Origin of the sequence: Pseudarthrobacter sulfonivorans (genome assembly GCF_014712225.1) — a bacterium.
Lineage (GTDB): Bacteria > Actinomycetota > Actinomycetes > Actinomycetales > Micrococcaceae > Arthrobacter > Arthrobacter sulfonivorans.
This window is the reverse complement of record NZ_JACXBW010000007.1, coordinates 144,339-163,480: the sequence shown is the minus strand read 5'-3', so window position 1 is coordinate 163,480 and position 19,142 is coordinate 144,339. Positions and strand designations below refer to the sequence as shown.

The 19,142-nt window shown below is 67.7% G+C and carries 14 protein-coding genes; 5 read left to right on the top strand and 9 right to left on the bottom strand.

What is annotated here, in order from left to right; translation table 11 throughout:
* The first annotated feature begins 69 nt into the window (after positions 1-69).
* A complete protein-coding gene (locus IAQ70_RS10990; protein WP_190989357.1) occupies positions 70-1,386 on the top strand; it encodes a macrolide 2'-phosphotransferase in 1,317 nt (438 codons plus the stop codon).
* Here IAQ70_RS10990 and IAQ70_RS10985 read toward each other — a convergent pair.
* The 3 genes from IAQ70_RS10985 to IAQ70_RS10975 are packed head-to-tail and all read right to left on the bottom strand — an operon-like array spanning position 1,373 to position 8,828.
* Entirely contained in the window at positions 1,373-4,942 is a 3,570-nt protein-coding gene (locus IAQ70_RS10985; RefSeq protein WP_190989356.1) for an ATP-dependent helicase, read from the bottom strand. The two genes, IAQ70_RS10990 and IAQ70_RS10985, sit on opposite strands and share 14 nt — an antisense overlap.
* A complete protein-coding gene (locus IAQ70_RS10980) occupies positions 4,939-8,415 on the bottom strand; it encodes an ATP-dependent helicase (protein ID WP_407682574.1) in 3,477 nt (1,158 codons plus the stop codon). Before IAQ70_RS10980 ends, IAQ70_RS10985 begins: the two co-directional genes overlap by 4 nt.
* Positions 8,412-8,828 carry an MGMT family protein gene (locus IAQ70_RS10975; RefSeq protein WP_190989355.1) on the bottom strand — a complete coding sequence of 139 codons (417 nt, stop codon included), beginning with the start codon at positions 8,826-8,828 and terminating at the stop codon, positions 8,412-8,414. Before IAQ70_RS10975 ends, IAQ70_RS10980 begins: the two co-directional genes overlap by 4 nt.
* A gap of 63 nt (positions 8,829-8,891) precedes the next feature.
* Here IAQ70_RS10975 and IAQ70_RS10970 point away from each other — a divergent pair, with 63 nt between their 5' ends.
* The 4 genes from IAQ70_RS10970 (at position 8,892) to IAQ70_RS10955 (ending at position 12,362) form a co-directional block, all read left to right on the top strand.
* Positions 8,892-9,602, top strand: a complete 711-nt coding sequence (locus IAQ70_RS10970; protein WP_190989354.1) for a 3'-5' exonuclease — start codon at positions 8,892-8,894, stop codon at positions 9,600-9,602.
* Positions 9,603-9,910: 308 nt separating this feature from the next.
* Positions 9,911-10,846 carry a substrate-binding periplasmic protein gene (locus IAQ70_RS10965; protein ID WP_190989353.1) on the top strand — a complete coding sequence of 312 codons (936 nt, stop codon included), beginning with the start codon at positions 9,911-9,913 and terminating at the stop codon, positions 10,844-10,846.
* 17 nt (positions 10,847-10,863) lie between these two features.
* Positions 10,864-11,628: an amino acid ABC transporter permease gene (locus IAQ70_RS10960; RefSeq protein WP_190989352.1), complete on the top strand. Its 765-nt coding sequence runs from the start codon at positions 10,864-10,866 to the stop codon at positions 11,626-11,628.
* Positions 11,625-12,362, top strand: a complete 738-nt coding sequence (locus IAQ70_RS10955; RefSeq protein WP_190989351.1) for an amino acid ABC transporter ATP-binding protein — start codon at positions 11,625-11,627, stop codon at positions 12,360-12,362. Before IAQ70_RS10960 ends, IAQ70_RS10955 begins: the two co-directional genes overlap by 4 nt.
* Positions 12,363-12,492: 130 nt before the next feature.
* Here IAQ70_RS10955 and hemL read toward each other — a convergent pair whose 3' ends face one another.
* The 6 genes from hemL to IAQ70_RS10925 form a co-directional block, all read right to left on the bottom strand.
* A complete protein-coding gene (hemL, locus tag IAQ70_RS10950) occupies positions 12,493-13,812 on the bottom strand; it encodes a glutamate-1-semialdehyde 2,1-aminomutase (protein WP_190989350.1) in 1,320 nt (439 codons plus the stop codon).
* Between the two features lie 74 nt (positions 13,813-13,886).
* On the bottom strand, positions 13,887-14,993 hold the full coding sequence (locus IAQ70_RS10945) for an LLM class flavin-dependent oxidoreductase (protein WP_190989349.1): 1,107 nt from the start codon (positions 14,991-14,993) through the stop codon (positions 13,887-13,889).
* Positions 14,994-15,065: 72 nt separating this feature from the next.
* On the bottom strand, positions 15,066-16,046 hold the full coding sequence (hemB, locus tag IAQ70_RS10940; protein ID WP_190989348.1) for a porphobilinogen synthase: 981 nt from the start codon (positions 16,044-16,046) through the stop codon (positions 15,066-15,068).
* The gene (locus IAQ70_RS10935; RefSeq protein ID WP_190989347.1) at positions 16,043-16,915 is read right to left on the bottom strand and encodes a uroporphyrinogen-III synthase; all 873 of its coding nucleotides are present in this window, start codon (positions 16,913-16,915) and stop codon (positions 16,043-16,045) included. Before IAQ70_RS10935 ends, hemB begins: the two co-directional genes overlap by 4 nt.
* Positions 16,902-17,885 carry a hydroxymethylbilane synthase gene (hemC, locus tag IAQ70_RS10930; RefSeq protein ID WP_190989346.1) on the bottom strand — a complete coding sequence of 328 codons (984 nt, stop codon included), beginning with the start codon at positions 17,883-17,885 and terminating at the stop codon, positions 16,902-16,904. The genes IAQ70_RS10935 and hemC overlap by 14 nt, the downstream gene beginning before the upstream one ends.
* Positions 17,882-19,078, bottom strand: coding sequence for a ferrochelatase (locus IAQ70_RS10925; RefSeq protein WP_190989424.1), 1,197 nt, complete (start codon positions 19,076-19,078; stop codon positions 17,882-17,884). The genes hemC and IAQ70_RS10925 overlap by 4 nt, the downstream gene beginning before the upstream one ends.
* Between the last annotated feature and the right edge of the window lie 64 nt (positions 19,079-19,142).

Sequence of the window (19,142 nt, the reverse complement as noted above, 5' to 3'; positions counted from 1 at the left end):
TTGCACGGTATCTGGAGACTCGCCGCTGCACATCGTTGTGTTAGACGCCAGCCAATCTACCGTGGAACGGTGAGAAGAAAACCGATCGAACTGGCAGCCGTTGCAACCGCGGCAGTCCCCGGGCTGACCCCCACCGCCGTCAGCTCCGCCGCGGACGATCCCGCCGATTTCGACTCCGCCCTGCTCCTTGATTCCGAAGGCAAGCGCTGGCGGGTCAGGTCGCCGCGGCATGCGGAAGCCAGCGCCAGGCTCGAAACGGAGTTCCTTGTACTCCGGGCTTTCGCACCGGCTATCCGTGCCGAACTGCCCTTCCTCATGCCTACTATCGCCGGCAGCGTCCGCCTCGGCAGCCTGAGCACGTTTGTGTACTCGCACCTCGGCGGCAGCACCCGCAGCGTGGAGGAACTGACCGCCGGACCCGAAGCACTCGCCAAGGAAATCGGAACGGCATTGGCCGCAATCCACGATCTTCCGCACTCCCTGGTCAGCAACGCTGACCTGCCCAGCTACACCCCCAACGAATTCCGCCAGCGCAGGCTCAACGAACTGGACCAGGCTGCCACCACCGGGAAAATCCCCGCTTCGCTCCTGCGCCGCTGGGAACACGCCCTGGAAGACGTCTCGCTGTGGCGGTTCAATCCCAGCGTTGTCCACGGCGACCTCCATGAGGACAACCTTCTGGTGGAGGGCAGCCGCGTCACGGCGGTGACGGGTTGGACCGACCTCCGGATCGGCGATCCCGCCGATGACTTCGCCTGGCTGGTCGCCTCGAACGAGCAGGACTTTGTCGAGGCAGTGCTGGCCAGCTACACGGGCAGCCGCCGGGACGCCCCGGATCAGCACCTGCTGCGGCGGGCCGCGCTGTCCGCGGAGTTCGCCCTGGCGCAGTACCTCGTCAAGGGCATTGCGGCCGGCGACTCCGGCATGGTTGCCGAAGCTGAGGGAATGCTGGAAACCCTGGCGGCCGACGTCGAGGAACACGGCGGCCAGGCCATCAGCGTCGAGCCGCTGCCCGGCCAGACCCCTGCCGGGGCTGACGTCCCTGCTGGACCCGGTGCCCCGGCAGGGACCGAAGTAACAGACGACGGCGTGCCGTCACCAAGGGTGGACGGGTCTACCGCCCCCGCCGTTACAGTCGCCCCCGTCCCGGCCGTCAGTGTTGTTCCGGTCCCTGCAGTCACGGTGGTCCCCGTCCCGGCCGTGACGGTCATCCCGGTTCCCGAGGTTCCGGTTCCCGAGGCGCCCGTTGGCGGAGTTTCCGTCGCCGCAGCACCCCTTGGCGAAGAACCCGGAGCCGAGGCACCTGAAGCAGAGGCACCGGCGGCCCGGTCTGCCGAAGACACCTCAACTGCGGCGATCAGCATCGTGGACGTCAGGAAGCACTAGCTCCCAGCGCGGCTGCCACAATCTGCTCGAGCTCCTCAGCGGAACCCAGGTCGTGCGGACGTACCACTTGGTTGTCCGCCACATAGAAGAAGGCAGCCCGGACTTCTTCCACAGGGACCCCTTTCAGCCGTGCCCAGGCGAGCCGGTAGGCTGCGAGCTGGACGGACTTTGCCCGGAGCTGGGATGCGGATGGCCTGCGCCCGGTCTTCCAGTCCACCAAATCCCAGCAGCCGTCGGCATCCAGGAAGACGGCGTCGATGCGCCCGCGGACCACCACTTCCCCTACGCGGGTTTCGACCGGGACTTCCACAAACGCGGGCGACCGGTCACTCCACTCGGAGGCCTTGAACGTGGCCACCATGGCATCCAAGTCATAGGCGGCGTCAATATGATCATCGGAACCTGGGGCCTCGCCAAGATCCAGCATGCCGGCGGTGCCGAAGTATTCCTCCACCCAAGCATGGAAGGCCGTGCCTTTCCGCGCCGACATGCCCGGCTCGCGCGGAACAGGGCGCCGGAGCCGGCCAACTACCCCCTCGGGGTCCTCACCCAGGTCCACCAGCGTGGACGCGGAGATATGGCCGGGCAGGTGCACGTCCTGTCCGCCCGCCCTCCTGGACCGGCGTTCCAGCAGCAACGCAGCTTCCCGTGCCCACTCGGCAGCACTGCCCCGGAGCCTCCGGCCCGGCTCTCCGGCAGGCCCGGAACCGTCAACAGCCACTGGCTCACCGGAAGGCGCGCGCTGGGCGCCGGCTGCATTCAGTGCGCTGGACGCATCCCGGACGTTGGACGCACCAAGTGCGGCCCTGACACGTGCCGCGGCGTTGTCCATGGCCAGCCGCCTGCCGGCGACCACGCGCCGTCGTTCGCCTGTACGGGGATCCACCGGACCTTCGAGAGGGTCATACGGCCAGGTGGCCAGCTCGGTTTCGGTGGTTAACGGGCTCTTCTCCGGCAGGGACGCTTCCTCCACCGATGACGGGTGCACCACAGCGCCGGCAGTTGGCGGCTTCTCCCCCGTCCCGGTGGCGAGCTGCTCCAGCTCAGCCAGGAAAGGCGACATCTCAGCGCGGCCTGCCCGGGAGCCGACCCAGGCTGCGCTGGAAACCCAGAGAACGTGCTTGGCCCTGGTGTAGGCCACGTACGCCAGCCGGCGTTCTTCACCTTCACCGTGAACCTGGACTGCAGACTTGAAGTCCTTCTCTGCGTCCAGCCAGCCTTTTTGATCGGGCTGGTCGGTGTCCCATTGCGGGAGATCCGCCCGGTCACCCCGCAACGGCCAAGGCAATGCGGCCGCGCCGCTGCTCCACCGGGAGTCCTTGTTGCTCGGGAAGGCGCCCGCATTCAGGCCCGGGACAAAAACAACGTCCCATTCCAGGCCCTTTGATGCGTGGACGGTCAGCAACTGGACGGCCTCGCGGTTGATATCCGGCGGCGGTGCTTCCAGTCCGTTCTCTTCAGCCGAGGCCGCCTCGAGCCAGGCAAGAAAGGCAAGGATGTCCACCCGGTGGGAAGTCCGGAGGAATCCCGCTGCCGCGTCCTGGAAGGCGTCCAGGTTTCGACGGGCCTGATGGATGCTGATTCCGGGCCGTGCCGCCACTTCGATGTCGAGCAGCATGGCGCGTTCCACCTCCCCGAGCAGGGTTGTGAGGTCATCGCCGAGGTATCCGCGCAGTTGCCTGAGCTCAGCCGAGAGCCTGCTGAGCCGTTCGCGGGCCGGACCGGTCAGCGCCCGGCCATGGGAGGAGACCCAGTCTTCGCGCGGCAGCCAGTCCAGCGCCTCGACGAGGCTGGCGCCGTCTGTCAGATCGCTTTCAATGACGGCGTCGTCCGGCGCTTCCCCGGCGTCGGCATCCGCAGCTGGTGCCCCGGCCCGGTGGGCGCGGCGGCGTGCGAGCTGGCTGGACCAGTCGCGGAAGGCCATCAGGTCCGCCGGGCCGATCCGCCATCGTGCCCCCGCGAGGAGGCGCATCAAGGAGTCGGAGCGTCCCGGATCGGCCAGCACCCGCAGGGTGGCCACGAGGTCGACGATTTCGGGGGTGTCAAGCAGTCCGCCGAGTCCCACGATTTCGTAGGGAATCCCGCGCGACTCGAACTCCCGGCGGATGGTCTCCATTTGGGCCCGGCGCCGGCAGAGTACGGCCAGGGCCGGCGGCACCGGAGTGCCGTCGGGTTCATGCTCGAAGTCAGTGACCCGGTACTTCTGGACGTCGGCGGCCAAGGCCGAGGCCTCCCCGACGTCAGTGCCGAAGCGGCCCAGCACCACCTGCCCTTCCACGGCGAAGGGGCTCGGCTGCAGTGGAGGCACCGCCGCGGCTTCCAGGGTGGTGCCGGCCGGGGCCCTGTGTGCCTCGGCCCGGCCCAGGGCCTCGGACATGATGTTCGCCGCGGAGAGAATGGCCCGGCCGTTGCGCCACGCGGTGGTGAGATAGGACGTTGGCGCCGGCTGGTACGCGTGGTGGCCGCTGCCGTCGTCGTCGCTGTTGCCCCCCTCGAGGCCTGAGCCGCGGTCCAAACGGACGGGGAATTCGCGGACAAAATGGAAAAGCTGGCCGGCGGAGGCCCCGCGGAAGCCATAAATGGACTGGTTGGGATCACCGACCGCCGTGACGGCGTGCCCCTCCCCGAAGAGGCGGGAAAACAGCACCAGCTGGGCGTAGGAGGTGTCCTGGAACTCGTCCAGGAGCACCACCTTGTAGCGTTGGCGTTCCAGCTCCGCAGCCAGCGGAACCTCCCGGGACACCCGGGCGGCGAGCGCCACGAGGTCGCCGAAGTCCAGTGCTCCCCGTGCCCGCTTGGCGGCAGTGTAACGGCCCACCATGTCGGCGACGCTGGCCCGTGTTTGCAGCATGGCGGCGAGGTCTGCCGCGGCCTGCGGTGCGTTCTTTGCGGCACCGGCCAGGTAAGGGAGCACTTCGAATTCGCCAAGGCGGGCCATCAGCCAGGCTTCGACGTCGGCCGGCTCCTGCAGGTGCTCGGCGCACTCCCCTGCCAGCTGGATGACTGCCTTGACCAGTGTGGACTTGGCCGCCCTGAAGTGGCGATAGTCGCCGTCGAACGCTTCCACCACTTCGCTGGCCAGCTGCCAGGCCTGGGCGCCGCCCAGCAGCACAACGTCCCGCTCCACCCCGAGCCGCAGCCCGTAGTCGGACACGATCCCGCTGGCGAAGGAATGGTAAGTGGAGACCTTGGGCTCAAGGGCGTCACTGCTGAGCAGGCCCTCCGGGAACACGGCATGTCCCGTGTCCTGGGCCGCAATCCGTTGCAGGGCTGCCAGCTTGGCCCGGATCCTGGTGGCCAGCTCACCGGCAGCCTTCCTGGTAAACGTGACGCCCAGGACTTCCTCGGGCCTGACCCAGCCGTTGGCGACAAGCCAGACCACCCGGTCGGCCATGGTGGCGGTCTTGCCGGATCCTGCCCCGGCGATCACCAGCCGTGGGGCCAAGGGGGACGAGATAATGGCGGACTGTTCAGGCGTGGGTGTGTTTTTTTCACCCAGGAGCGCGGACAGCTGTTCGGGGCTGAAGAGCGGCTCGGGCGGCCGGTGACGGTTCATTCTGTGACCTGCTTTCCGCGGACGCAGAGGGGACAGACCTCCGGGAGCCGGCAGCCGTGGCCGCCGTGGCTGCCCTTGGCCGGATCGTGCCTTGCTTCGAAGCTGTTGCCTGACATCAGCACTGCCGCGTCAGTGACCATCTCCAGCGCCCAGTTTTCCTGCGGATCCAGCGGTTCCTGTTGCTGGACGCCGGGGCTCTTGGTGGTGGTTCCCAGCTGGGCCAGCACAGCACCGCCAGGCACAGCACCGCCAGGCACGGGGGGCACGGTCATCCCGGGCAGGTCCCGGAAGCCGCCCGCAAGAATGGCTGCCTGGTAGGCCCCCAATTGCGGATGGCGAGACAACTCTGTCTTGCCGGGTTGCCGTTTACCTGTCTTGAGGTCCACAACCACCAGCCTTCCCTCCTTGTCGATCTCCAGCCGGTCAACCTGGCCGCGGAGGACTGCTGCCCTTCGCTCGCTGTCACCGGACCCCGGGTCCAGGCTCCCTGAGTCCAAAGCGCCCGCGTCGAGGCCGCCGACGTCCGTGCCCCCGGCGTCCGTGCCCCCGGCGTCCGTGCCATCCCGGCTGTCCGACTGCTTCGGCGGCAGATCGGGCAGGCGCACCTCGAAGTCCTGCTCGACGCCCAGGAGGCTCCGGCCCTCGCTCCGCATCACCAGGACGTACTGGGCGAGCTTGCGCACCATGGTTTCGGCCCGCTGGAAGTCGAGTTTGCCCTCCCAGTTGTCCTTCATGCCCAGCGTGGGCCACCGGCGCACAAGTTCTTCGACATACTCACCTCCGGACGCCTCCGGCATGTCCTGCGCGATGGCGTGGACCAGGGTTCCCAGGCTGCGGGCAAAATCGGTGGCGGCCTCGCCTCCGGCGGCCTGCACAAACCAGTCGAGCGGGGACTTCTGCACGGACTCCACCTTCGACGGCGAGACATAGACGGTCCCGCCGGGCGGGACCACCGGCCCCGACGTGCTCAGGGGCAACAATCCCCACCAGCTGTCCGGGTGGGCCCCGGGCACGGGCGGTTCCGCTGTGGCCAGTGCGGCAAGAACCCTGGCGGCCTCGGCGGCCTCGGGCTCGTATTTGCCTTCCAGCTGGGCATACTGGCGCAATTCGGCGACCAGTGCACGCAGCGTCATGGGCCGTTCCACCTGCGTGAATCCTCTGCCCTCCCGGCCCGGTTCGAGGGGTGCTACATAGTCAAGGAAGGACGAAGGCTGATCATCCTCCGAGGAGACCGCCGTGCAGATCAGGAGCTGCTCGGCCCGGGAAACCGCAGTGGAGAAGCTCCGGAGTTCGTCGTAGCGGATTTCCCGCAGCCGGCTCAGCGGGTCGAGCTGCAGGGCGTAGCTGACCCCGTGCTCCACCGCGTCGGCGAACAGGCTGCTGCCCAGCAGCTCGCCGCGAAGCCGGGTGTTGGGCCATACGCCCTCCTGCAGCCCTGCCACGATGACCACAGGCCACTGGCGCCCCGCAGCACTTGCCGGGGTCATCAGCTCGACGGCGTCGTCCACCTGCGCCCGCGCGGCGAGCGTGTCCATGGGCAGCTCCTGGTTCAGGAGGTATTCGAGGAACTGCTCGGGCCCTGCGCCGGGCATCTGGTCCACGTAGCGCTCCGCGGTGTGGAAGAGGGCCATCATGGCGTCGAGGTCGCGGTCGGCCCGCGCGCCGTGGGAACCGCCGGACAGGGCGGATTCCGTCCAGGCATTGGCCAGCCCGGTGGAGTGCCAGAGTGCCCAGAGAACTGTCTCGGCGTTGGCTCCGGGCTGGGATGCAGCGTTCTGCCCGGCCTGGATCATGCGGGCCGTCCGGCGCGCGGACCTGCCCTCCACACCCAGGGTCAGCAGCGCGCCCGGTTCCAGGAGCGCCTCGACGAGCAGGGCGTCGCTGGTCCGTCCTCCGCCGCCCTGCAACTCCTCGCGCCGGAGGGATTGCCGGAGCCGCCGCAGTTCAATCGACGTAGCGCCCCCGATCCGGGACGTCAGCAGCGCGACGGCTGCTTCCGGAGTCAGTAGCGAGGGGTCCAGCGCAATGGCATAAGCGTCCAGCAGCGGGCGGACAGCCACTTCGTCGCGGACCGCAGACTCGGCCACCGGAACGCGGACCGGGATTCCCTGCCCGGACAGGTAGCGCTGCAGCTCGCTGAGCTGGCCGCCGTTGCGGACAATCACCGCAATCTTGGCGAGATCCCGGCCGTGGTTGACATGCTGGTCCAGGATTCGCTGGGCGACATACCGCAGCTCGTGCACCGGGGACGGGACCAGGTGCGCCTCCACCGTTCCAGTGAGCGTTGAGAGGGCGTCGACGACGGCGGTCCCGGGGTCCGCAGACCCTGCCGCGTGTGCGGGCTGCTCGAGCCGCCGCGCCAACTGCCCGCCGGCGCGTTGCGAGATCCGGGCGGCCACGCCGAGCCAGGCCTGGGCAATTGCAGGGGTGTGCCGGTGGGTGTGCCAAAGCGGCCGTTCGAGGACGCCGGACTCGGCTGCCAGCAGCCGTGGAAGGTCGGCGACGAGATCCGGCCTGGCCCCGCGGAAACCCTGCACCACGGTGTCCGGGGAGAACGCGACGTAGCAGTCCTTGCCCGCGGCGATGTCCGCAAGCAGTTCGTAAACGGCGGGGTTTGCTTCCTGCACGTCATCCACCAGCACCAGCTGCAGCCGTTCGCGTTCTGCGGCCAGGAAGCCGGGCTCGTCCTGGAAGATCTGGCGGGCAGTGGTGATGATGCCCGCGGGGTCGAAGGCCTCGGGCATCCGCAGGTCCAGGACGTCCCGGTACTCCGAGTACAGAGCTGCTGCGGCGATCCAGTCGGGCCTGCCGCATTGGCGGCCCAGATCTTCAAGGTCGGCTGCGGTCCGGCCGGATTCGATGATGCGGTCAAAAAGGAGGCGCACTTCGTGCCGGAAGCCCCGGGTCTCCAAGGCCGCTTCCAGGTCCTGCGGCCAGGGCAGGTCCAGCCCGGGCAGGCGGTGGCCCGCCAGCAGCTCCCGGATGATCAGGTCCTGTTCCGGGCCGGAGAGGAGGCGCGGCGCCCGTGGAAGCGGAAGTATTCCCTCCGCCTTCGCCCGGCGGATCAGGTCAAAGGCATAGGAGGCCCAGGTCCGGGCGGGCGTGGTGCTCAGGCTCCTGTTCAGCCGTGCAGTAAAACGGTCCCGGAGCGAGTCGGCCGCCAGCCGCCCCGGTGCCAGAATGAGGATCCGTTCCGGATCCACGCCGTCCTGCATCGCACGGCGGACGGCAGCTTCGATGAGGACGGTGGACTTACCGGTGCCGGGTGCGCCGGGCACCAAGACGGGTCCCGAACCATGCGGCACCTCGACAGCTTCCCGCTGGTCCACTGACAGCACCGGAACCTCTGCGTGGACCTGCCGCGGCGGAAGAAGCCTGAGGCCCGTGCCGCCGGGTTGTCCTGTCGCCGAAGCCGCGCTGTCCGCGGCACCGGAGTACTCGGCGGGATCAAGATCCGGAATTGTTAGGGTCACACAGACATTCCATCATCAGCCACTGACAATCTGTGCAGCCGCAGCTCCAGACGCTCTGCAATCGCATCGATCCGGTCGAAATCGTCCTCGCCCGGCGCCCAGCGCGCTGCCATCAGGTCAACCCGCCAGCGGCCTTCACCGGTGCGGAGATAGTCTTCGGGGCGGCCCAGGAGCGGCGTCCCCTCCAGCAGGTAATGGCGGAGGGCTTCGGCTTCATGCCCGTCCGGACCATGACCGCTGGACTTAAGAATCCGCCACCACGGCACGGAGCTCCCGTAGTGGCTCATCACGCGGCCGATCTGGCGGGGACCGCCGGAACCCAGGAGTTCGGCCACATCCCCGTACGCCAGAGCTGTCCCGGCCGGAACCAGCTCAACCACCGCCAGCACCGCCTCGACGTACTCAATCCGCATGGATCCAGACTAGCCGCAGTGGCGCTGCCGGATCCTGTCGGTGCCGGCCGGTAGCGTTGAAGCATGACCACCTGGAACACCCTCCCCCGCGCAGCCTTCGACCTTGAAACCACCGGACGGAATTCGAGAGCCGCGCGCATCGTCACGGCTTCGGTCACGGTGGTGGACCACCAGGGGGACGTGATCAAGGAACACGAGTGGCTTGCTGATCCGGGTATTGAGATCCCCGCCGAGGCCAGCGACGTTCACGGCATCACCACCGAGCAGGCACGCCGCGAGGGGCGTCCCGCCCACGAAGTCACCGGCGAGCTTGCAACCGTTTTGCAGGAACTGTTCGACGCCGGCGTCCCGGTCATCGCCTTCAATGCCAGTTACGACTTCACGGTCCTGGCCGCGGAATCCGCCCGCTACGGTGTCCGGCAACTCACCCGCTTCCCGGTCCTTGACCCGTACATCATGAACAAGCAGGTTGACCGCTACCGCAAGGGCAAACGCACGCTGACAGCGCTCTGCGGGGAGTACGGCATCAATTTGGAGAACGCCCACACCTCGGCAGCCGACGCCCTGGCCACGCTCCGGATGCTTGACGCCATGACCATCAAGTTCCCCAAGCTGAAGATGCCGGCCAGCCAGCTTCACGAACTGCAGAAAGACTGGGCCGTGAGCCAGGCGGCCGACTTCCAGAATTACCTGCGCAAGACCAAGCCCGCCGCCGTCATCGAAGGTGACTGGCCTGTCCTGCCGCCGGAAGACGCCAGCCGCGGCGACTTCTAGCTGAGAGCTAACTCACTCTTGCGCAAGAGCCGCGCGCCCGCGCTGACAGAACGCTGCGATTCGGCGTCACGGGCGACATCCGTTCACCTAAAGTTCATGAGCACATGCAGGCAGCCACAAATTCGGCTAATCTCACAGAAACACCGCATTAATTCGCCCGAATGGACGGAAACCGGGGAATGAGATGATTAAGTTCCGCGGTAATCCCGTCCCGGCCGGCCGGCATTCTGGGAGCAAGGCTCCAGGCGCCACACGCGCAGCCTTCTCGGCCCGGTTGAACGAATGACTCAGATGAAAGTGACTACCTCATGAAGACTAAAGCCATGAAGTGGCTGGCCACGGCTCCTGTAGCCGTGGCACTGGCTGTCTCGCTGGCCGCGTGCGGTTCCGGCACGGCCCAGCCCAGCGGTACGCCCACGGACGCGCTGGCCGGCAGCGACCAGCAGACGCTGGACCGGTACACCACCGCAGACGTCACCCCGCTCGACAAGATCGACAAGACCAAGCTTGGCCTGAACACCGAGGGCAAGCTTGAGGTCGGCACGCTCTCCGATGCGCCGCCGAATATCTTCATCGACCCCTCCGGCAAGTTCACCGGCTACGACAACGAGCTCCTGCGCGCCGTTGCCGGCAAGCTGGGCCTCGAGGTGGAATTCGTCGCCACTGACTTCTCGGCCTTGCTTTCGCAGGTGCAGACCAAGCAGTTCGATGTGGGCTCCTCCTCGATTTCCACCACGGACGCCCGCCGCGCCAACGTCGGCTTCACCAACGGCTACGACTTCGGCTTCATGGCAGTTGTCGCCAAGACCGACAGCGACATCAAGGGCTTTGCCGACCTGAAGGGCGACGTCCGTATCGGCGTCGTCCAGGGCACTGTCCAGGACGACTACGTCACCAACACCCTCAAGCTCGAGCCGGTCCGCTTCCCGGATTACGCCACGGTGTACGCGAACGTGCGCAATGGCCAGATTGATGCCTGGGTAGCCCCGTCACAGCAGGCCACCGGCCAGGTGAAGGAAGGCGACGGCACGGTCATCGCCGAATCCGTCGTCAACACCCAGAACTTCACGGCCTACGCCGTGAACAAGGACAACAAGGCCCTCATTGACGCGCTGAACTCGGGCCTGGACGCTGTTATTGCTGATGGCACCTGGTCCAAGCTGACCAAGGAGTGGTACCCGAACCGCGAGACCCCCGCCGACTGGAAGCCGGGCAGCAAGGCTGCTTCGGTTCCCAAGAGCTGACCCGGGTCTAATCCTCTATGGATCTCCTGCAGCAGCTTGGTGACACGTTCCTCAACTGGGAAGAAATGGCCAAGGTCATTCCCTCCCTGCTTATGGTGGGCCTCCCCAACACCCTGATCCTGGCGGTGGCGTCAGGCATTCTCGGTTCCCTGCTGGGGCTGTTGCTTGCCCTGATGGGTATTTCGCGCAACCCGGCAGCCCGTTGGGCGGCCAGGATCTACACCGACCTGTTCCGGGGGCTTCCGGCCATTCTCGTGATCCTGGTGATCGGCATCGGCCTTAGCCCCATAGCCCGGGAACTCACCGGTTCGCGCAACCCCTATCCGCTGGGCATCCTGGCGCTGACCCTCATCGCGGGCGCCTACATCGGTGAGATATTCCGCTCCGGAATCCAGAGCGTGGAGAAAGGCCAGCTGGAGGCCTCCCGGGCACTCGGCTTCAGCTACGGCAATTCGATGCGCCTGGTGGTGGTCCCGCAGGGTATCCGCCGCGTGCTCCCGGCACTGGTGAACCAGTTCATCTCGCTGCTGAAGGACTCCTCGCTGGTGTTTATGCTCGGGCTGGCATCCTCGGACCGCGAAATTTTCCGCATCGGTAATGATGCCATGGCCAACACGGGGAACCTTTCGCCGCTCGTGGCCGCCGGCATCCTCTACCTGATTCTGACCGTTCCGCTGACTCACTTCGTGAACTTCATCGACAACCGGCTCCGCACTGGCCGGCCGGAGAAGAAGGAACCGGACGAGCTGGCCGCACCAATCGGCAAGGGGGCACAGGCATGACCGAATTCACCTCCGGCACCCTGACCGGCAAGAACCTGCACCTTTCGTTCGGCCACAACCATGTGCTGCGCGGCATCGACCTCCATGTTGAGAAGGGCACCACGGCTTCGGTCATCGGCCCGTCCGGCTCAGGAAAGTCGACCCTCCTGCGGGTCATGAACCGGCTGATCGAACCGGATCAGGGCGACATCCTGTTGGATGGCCGTTCGGTACTCAAGGACAACCCCGACGAGCTGCGCCAGCGGATCGGCATGGTGTTCCAGCAGTTCAACCTGTTCCCCCACAAGACGGTGGTGGAGAACGTCAGCCTGGCGTTGCGCAAACTCCGCAAGTTGCCCAAGGACCGGGCGCACGCCGAGGCCTTGGAGCAGCTGGACCTTGTGGGCCTGAAGCACAAGGCGGATGTCCGGCCGGCGAACCTTTCCGGCGGCCAGATGCAGCGCGTCGCAATCGCCCGCGCGTTGGCCATGAAGCCTGAGGTGATGTTCTTTGACGAGGCCACGTCCGCACTGGACCCTGAACTGGTCAAGGGCGTCCTGGCGCTCATGACCGACCTCGCCAAGGGCGGCATGACCATGGTGGTGGTGACCCACGAGATGGGATTCTCCCGCAACGTCTCAGACACCGTGACATTCATGGATGCAGGCGTGGTGGTCGAATCGGGTCCGCCCGAGCAGATCTTCACGGCCCCCTCGACGGACCGCCTGAAGGGATTCCTTTCAGACGTGCTCTAGACGCACCGACTTCCAGTCGCACGACAAAAAATCCCCGTCTCCCGGACATTTCCCCCTCGCATGAGGCGGGGTTTTGTCCGGGAGGCGGGGATTTCCGGCTTAACCGCGGAACCAGCGCCCGACGGCGGCGCTAGGCCTTTGCGGCTGCGGCAGCTTTCGCGGCGGCCGGCAGGGCATCGAAGATCCGGTTCATGGCGGCGTCGTCGTGGGCCGCCGAGAGGAACCATGCTTCGAAGACGGACGGCGGCAGGTAGACGCCGGAGTCCAGCATGGAGTGGAAGAACGGCGCGTACCGGAACGTTTCCTGGGCCTGGGCGTCCGCGTAGTTGTGGACACCGTTGGCCGACGTGCCGAATGCCACCGAGAAGAGGTTCCCGGCGAACTGGATGGAGTGGTCCACGCCGGCCATATCCAGGGCCGAGGACAACGCCGAGGACAGCTCCAGTGAACGGACGTCCACGAACGAGTAGACATCGCGGGTGGCGTGCGTCAGGGTGGCCACCCCGGCAGCCATGGCCACGGGGTTACCGGAGAGCGTCCCGGCCTGGTAGACCGGACCGAGGGGCGCCAGGTAGTCCATCACTTCGGCACGCCCGGCCAGGGCCGCCGTCGGCATTCCACCGCCGATGACCTTGCCGAAGGTGAGCAGGTCCGGGGTCCACGGCTCGGCCGCATCCGGCGCACCCCCGGTCAGGCCCCAGTATCCCGAGTAGCCGGTCCGGAACCCCGTCAGGACTTCATCCAGGATCAGCAGGGCGCCGTGCTCGCGCGTGATCCGGTAGAGCCCCAGGTTGAAGCCCTCCCCCGGCGTGACAACGCCCATGTTGGCGGGAGCGGCCTCGGTGATGACGGCAGCGATGTTGGGACCGTGTGCGGCGAACGCGGCCTCCACGGCGGCGAGGTCGTTATAGGGCAACACCAGCGTTTCGGCGGCGGTGGCCTCGGTGACGCCGGCCGAGCCCGGCAGCGCCAGGGTGGCCACACCGGATCCAGCAGCAGCAAGCAGCCCGTCGAGGTGGCCGTGGTAGCAGCCGGCGAACTTGATGATGAGGTTGCGGCCCGTGAAACCGCGGGCCAGGCGGACAGCCGTCATGGTGGCCTCGGTCCCGGTGGACACCATGCGGACCCGCTCGGCAGCCGGCACGCGCTCCTGCACGATGGCTGCCAGGTTGGCCTCGTCAGGGGTCGAGGCGCCGAAGGACAGGCCTCGGTCAACGGCCGCATGGACAGCCTCCAGCACTGCCGGGTGGGCGTGCCCCAGCAGCGCCGGCCCCCAGGAGCACACCAGGTCCACGTACTCGGTGCCGTCCGCGTCCGTCAGGTACGGCCCCTTGGCGGAAACCATGAATCTCGGCGTCCCGCCCACCGAGCCAAAGGCGCGGACGGGCGAGTTGACGCCACCGGGCATCAGGGTCTGGGCACGGGCGAAGAGGGCATCGGAACGAGTCATGCCCCTATTCTCCCATCCCCGCCGCGGTGGCCGGAGCCCGCGCCACGCGCGGGCTCCGGAGCGGAAAGCAAGTCTCAGCTATCGGCAAGCCTGTCTGCGACAAGAGGCGCCACTTTGGCGCCGAACAGTTCGATCGAGCGCATCATCCGGGCGTGGGGCAGCGTGCCGCTGCTGTACTTCATCTCGAAGCGGTCCGCGCCCAGGGTGCCCTTGAGCCTGACCACCTTGGCGGCCACCGTTTCCGGGGAACCGATGAACAGCGCGCCGTCGTCGTCGGCTGCGGCTTCGAACTCGCCGCGCCCGGCCGGGCCCCAGCCGCGCTCCGCGCCGAGCTTGTTCCGCACAGCGAGCCAGTGCGGGTAGTACTCCTCAAGGGCCTGCTCGTCGGTATCGGCCACGTAACCCGGTGAGTGGACGGACAGCGCCTGCGGTTCCTTGCCGGCCTCGGCCAACGTGCGCCGGTACAGGTCGGCATAGGGACGGAACCGTTCCGGCTCGCCGCCGATGATCGCCAGGACCATCGGGTAGCCGTAGGAGGCGGCGCGGACCACGGACTGGGGAGAGCCGCCCACACCGATCCAGGTGGGAAGCAGGCGGCCTTCCACGTGCGGGTAGACCATCTGGCCCCGGAGGCTGGCCCGGGTCCGGCCGTCCCAGTTCACCGGGTTGTGGGAGCGTACGCGGTCGTAAAGATCCAGCTTTTCCTCGAACAGGACGTCGTAGTCGGCTAGGTCCTGGCCGAACAGCGGGAATGATTCCGTGAAGGACCCCCGGCCCAGGATCACTTCGGCACGGCCGTTGGAGAGGGCATCGAGGGTGGCGAAACGCTGGAAGACCCGGATGGGATCATCCGAGCTCAACACCGTTACGGCACTGCCGAGCCGGATGTTTTCCGTGGCCGTGGCGATGGCCGCCAGGACCACGTCCGGAGCGCTGACAGCGAAATCCTTGCGGTGGTGCTCCCCCACACCAAAGGAGTGGAGACCGACGGCGTCCGCCACCTTCGCCTGCTCCACCACCTGGCGCAGCACCTGGGCGTGGTGCTTGGGTGCCCCGTCGGCTGCCAGGTCGACGTCGCCGAATGTACTGACGCCCAGCAGGATGGTGTCCGCCTGGCCGGGGGCGGTGGGGTTGCCCCCGGTTGAAGGAGTGGTTGCGGGAAGCTCACTGTTTTCATGCATACGCATACAAACGACCGGGCGTCCGGAAACATTCCCTGCGGCGCCAGGACGCGGTCAGGATTCCCTGCGGCCTCAGGATTCCTTGAGCCAGCCTGCGAGTTCGGAGGCCCAGTACGTCAGCACGGTGTTGGCACCCGCCCGCTTGATGCCAAGGACGGATTCCGTGATGGCACCGCGCCGGTCGATCCAGCCGTTCGCGGCGGCGGCCTCGATCATCGCGTACTCACCCGAGATCTGGTATGCCGAGACCGGCACGGGGCTCATCGCGGCGACGTCCGCCAGGATGTCCAGGTAGCTCATGGCCGGCTTCACCATGACCATGTCGGCGCCTTCTTCGAGATCCAGTTCCACCTCAAGGATGGCTTCGCGGCGGTTGGCGGCATCCATCTGGTAGGTGCGGCGGTCGCCCTTGAGCTGGGAGTCCACGGCTTCACGGAAGGGGCCGTAGAACGCGGACGCATATTTGGCCGCGTAGGCCATGACGACGGTGTTTTTGTGGCCGGACTCCTCAAGGGCCTGGCGGATCACGGCGATCTGGCCGTCCATCATCCCGGAGGGGCCCAGGACGTGTGCCCCTGCGTCGGCCTGGGCCACGGCCATCTGGCCGTAAATCTCCAGCGTGGCGTCGTTGTCCACGTAGCCTTCGGCGTCCAGGACACCGCAGTGGCCGTGATCGGTGAATTCGTCCAGGCAAACGTCGCCCATGACCACCAGGTCATCGCCCACCTCGGCGCGGACGTCGCGGATAGCCTTGTTGAGGACGCCGTCCGGGTCCAGGGAGGCGGTGCCGCGGGCATCCCGCACGGCGGGAACGCCGAACAGCATGATGCCGCCGACCCCCAGTTCCACGGCCTCAGCCGCGGCGCGCTTGAGGGACTCGGTGGTGTGCTGCACCACGCCCGGCATGGACGTGATGGGACTGGGCTCGCTGAGGCCTTCGCGGATGAACGCCGGCAGGATCAGGTCCGCCGGGGCCAGGCGGTACTCGGCGGTGAGCCGGCGCATCGCGGGAGTGGTGCGGAGGCGGCGCGGGCGGTGGTTCGGAAAGCTCACTGGGTGTTCCCTTCGTTGGCGAATACGGTGCCCAGGGCGGCCACAATGCCGTCAGGGGTGGGTACTTTGGCGGTGCCCGCCACCGGGATGCCCAGTGCGGCAGCCTCGGCCGCCGTCGGGCGCCCAATGGCAATGAAGCGGCACCCGCCCAGCGGGAGCAGGGCGGCGGCGATGCGGCGGGCGGCGCTGGGCGAGGCAGCCACGACGGCGTCGATGGTCCCGTCGTCGAGCTCCCTCCTGATCTGCGGCGGGCTCAGCTCCGGCGGTGCCCCGCGGGTGGAACTGCCGGCGGCGGGCGGCAGTTCCGCTGCCACGCGGCGTTCCGGCCGGGCCGGGAAATCCACGGTGTGGTAGGCCACGACGGAGGTCACGTCGGCGCCGGCGGCCGCCAGTCCCTCGCGCAACCCGGGCGCAGCGATGTCTGCCTGCGGCAGCAGCACGCGCTCCGGGGCAGCGGTCCAAAGACCCACCAGCCCCTCAGCCGACTGGTTGTCCTCCGGGGCACGCGCCACAGGAATGCCCACGGCTTCCAGGACCTGCCGGGAGGACGGCCCGATCGTGGCCACCCGCGTTCCGGCCGGGACCAGCGCGGCCGGCGTGGTTCCGCGCCGGGCCGCCTTTTCCACGAGCACGCGCACCGTGGTGATGCTGCTGATGACAAGCCAGTCGAAGGCTCCGGCCGCCAAGTCATCCAGGGCGGCGTCAAGCGCCGCCTGGTCCGTGGCCCGTTCGAAGTCGATGAGGGGCAGAATCAGGGGCTCGGCGCCCAGGCTTCTGAGCAGCGACGCCAGCGGCCGGGCACGGTCGGCGCTCCGGGTGATCAGGACGCGCCTGCCACCCAGAGCCGCCAGGTCATCAGGACGCGGCAAGGTCCGCGATCTCCGCGGCGCCGGCGGCGAGCAGGAGCTCGGCCACCTCGATGCCGAGCAGCGTGGCGCCCACCTCGGTCAGCCCGTCTGTCGCCTTCTTTTCGCGGACGATCTTCGTCCCGTCCACGGCGCACACCGCCGCCTCGAGGTACAGCATGCTGCCCTTGCGGAAGGCGAAGGCCCCCACCGGGGCGGCGCAGCCCGCTTCGAGGCGTGCCAGCACGGCACGTTCGGCGGTCACGGCGAGACGGGTGTCCTCATCGTTCAGCGCGGCCAGGGCTTGGGCAAGGACACCCTGGGATCCTTCGGTGGAGCCGGCTTTGCGCGGGGCGTCAGCTGTCCTGCACTCAATGGCCAGCGATCCCTGTCCGGGCGCCGGGAGCATAACGTCCATCTCGAAGAATTCGCTGACAGTGTCCAGACGGCCGATGCGTTCCAGGCCGGCCGCTGCCAGTACGACGGCGTCGAGGTCCCCTGGTGCGCCTTCCGCATTGCCGGGCAGGCCGGGCACACGGCCCAGGCGCGTGTCCACGTTGCCGCGGATGTCCCGCACATCAAGGTCCGGACGGGCGGCACGCAGCTGGGCGGCACGGCGCGGTGAGCCGGTGCCCACCTTGGCCCCCTGCGGCAGATCGGCCAGCTTGAGTCCGTCTCGCGCGCACAGCACATCCCGCACGTCCACCCGCTTCGGCGTCGCCGCGATGGTCAGGCCAAGTGCAGCGCCCGTGGGAAGGTCCTTGAGTGAGTGCACGGCAACATCGCAGGTTTCCTGCAGCAGCGCGTCGCGCAGGGCCGCAACAAAGACCCCGGTGCCGCCCATCTGGGACAGTGAACCGGTTTTGACGTCGCCCTCGGTGGTGATGTGGACAAGTTCCACCGGGAAGCCTCCGACGGCGGCAAGTTGGTCAGCCGTCTGCTGGGTCTGGGTCAGGGCGAGTTTGCTGGCCCTGGTTCCAATTCGTACGGTCACAGTGTGCCTTCTCCCCCGGCAGTGCCCGCGCCGCCTGCCGGGTACTCGTCATGCCCGGTGCCCACGGTCGTGTCTGCGCCGGCGATGGTCGGCTTTTCGCCGCGGAAATTAGCACAGCAGCCGGGCCGGCAGACGTCGTACCACGGGCCCAAGGCTGTCAGGGCGGGCCTGACGCTGATGTTATTGGCCCGCGTACGTTCCGAAATGAGGTCAACCAGGCCGTTCACGAATTTCCGGTGCGTGCCGGGCGTCGGAACGCGCGTCGCGGCGAGTCCCAGGTTGCGGCAGGTCTCCATGGCTTCGGTGTCCAGGTCCCAGACCACCTCCATGTGGTCGCTGACGAAGCCCAGCGGGACGATGACGATGCCCTTGATGCCCTGGCCCGCCAGTTCCCCAATGGCGTCGTTGATGTCGGGCTCAAGCCACGGCACGTGCGGGGCACCGGAGCGCGACTGGTAGACCAGGGACCAGGACGCGGTCAGGCCGGACTCGGCCTTGACCCGCTCAATGACCGCCGCGGCCGTTGCCAGGTGCTGGGCCACGTAGGCCGAGCCTTCCTCAAACTCGCGGGGTTCGGCCTCGGAGCGTCCCGCGGCTTCAGCGTCACGGGTGGGGATGGAGTGCGTCGCAAAGACGATGTGCACGGGGGCGTCCGGTGTGCCGGCGGCGGCGAGCCGGGCGCGGACGTCCGCCAGCCCCGCAGCCGTTCCTTCAATGAACGGTTCGACGAAGCCCGGGTGGTCGAAGTACTGGCGTACCTTGTCCACCTCCAGCCGGCCGTCCAGCCCGGTCTCCGTCAGGGCCACGCCGATGTCCTCGCGGTACTGGCGGCAGCTGGAGTAACAGGAGTAGGCACTCGTGGTGACCATGAGCAATTTGCGGTGGCCGGCGTCGTACGCGTCCCGCAGGGTCTGCGGAAGGTAAGGGTCCCAGTTGCGGTTGCCCCACAGCACCGGAAGGCTGATTCCGCGCGCCGCGAGCTCCGCTTCGAGGGAGGCCTTGAGCTCGCGGTTCTGCTGGTTGATGGGGCTGATGCCGCCGTTGGCCCGGTAGTGGTGGGACACCTCTTCAAGCCGCTCGTCCGGGATGCCGCGGCCGCGGGTGACGTTGCGCAGGAAGGGAAGGACGTCGTCCTGGCCTTCGGGTCCGCCAAACGAGGCGAGCAGGACCGCGTCATACTCCTTGGGCGCCATGCGGCCCGCTTCAGTGACCGGATTGACTGTGGTCAGCGAGGAGCCGTTTTGGGGATCAGAACCG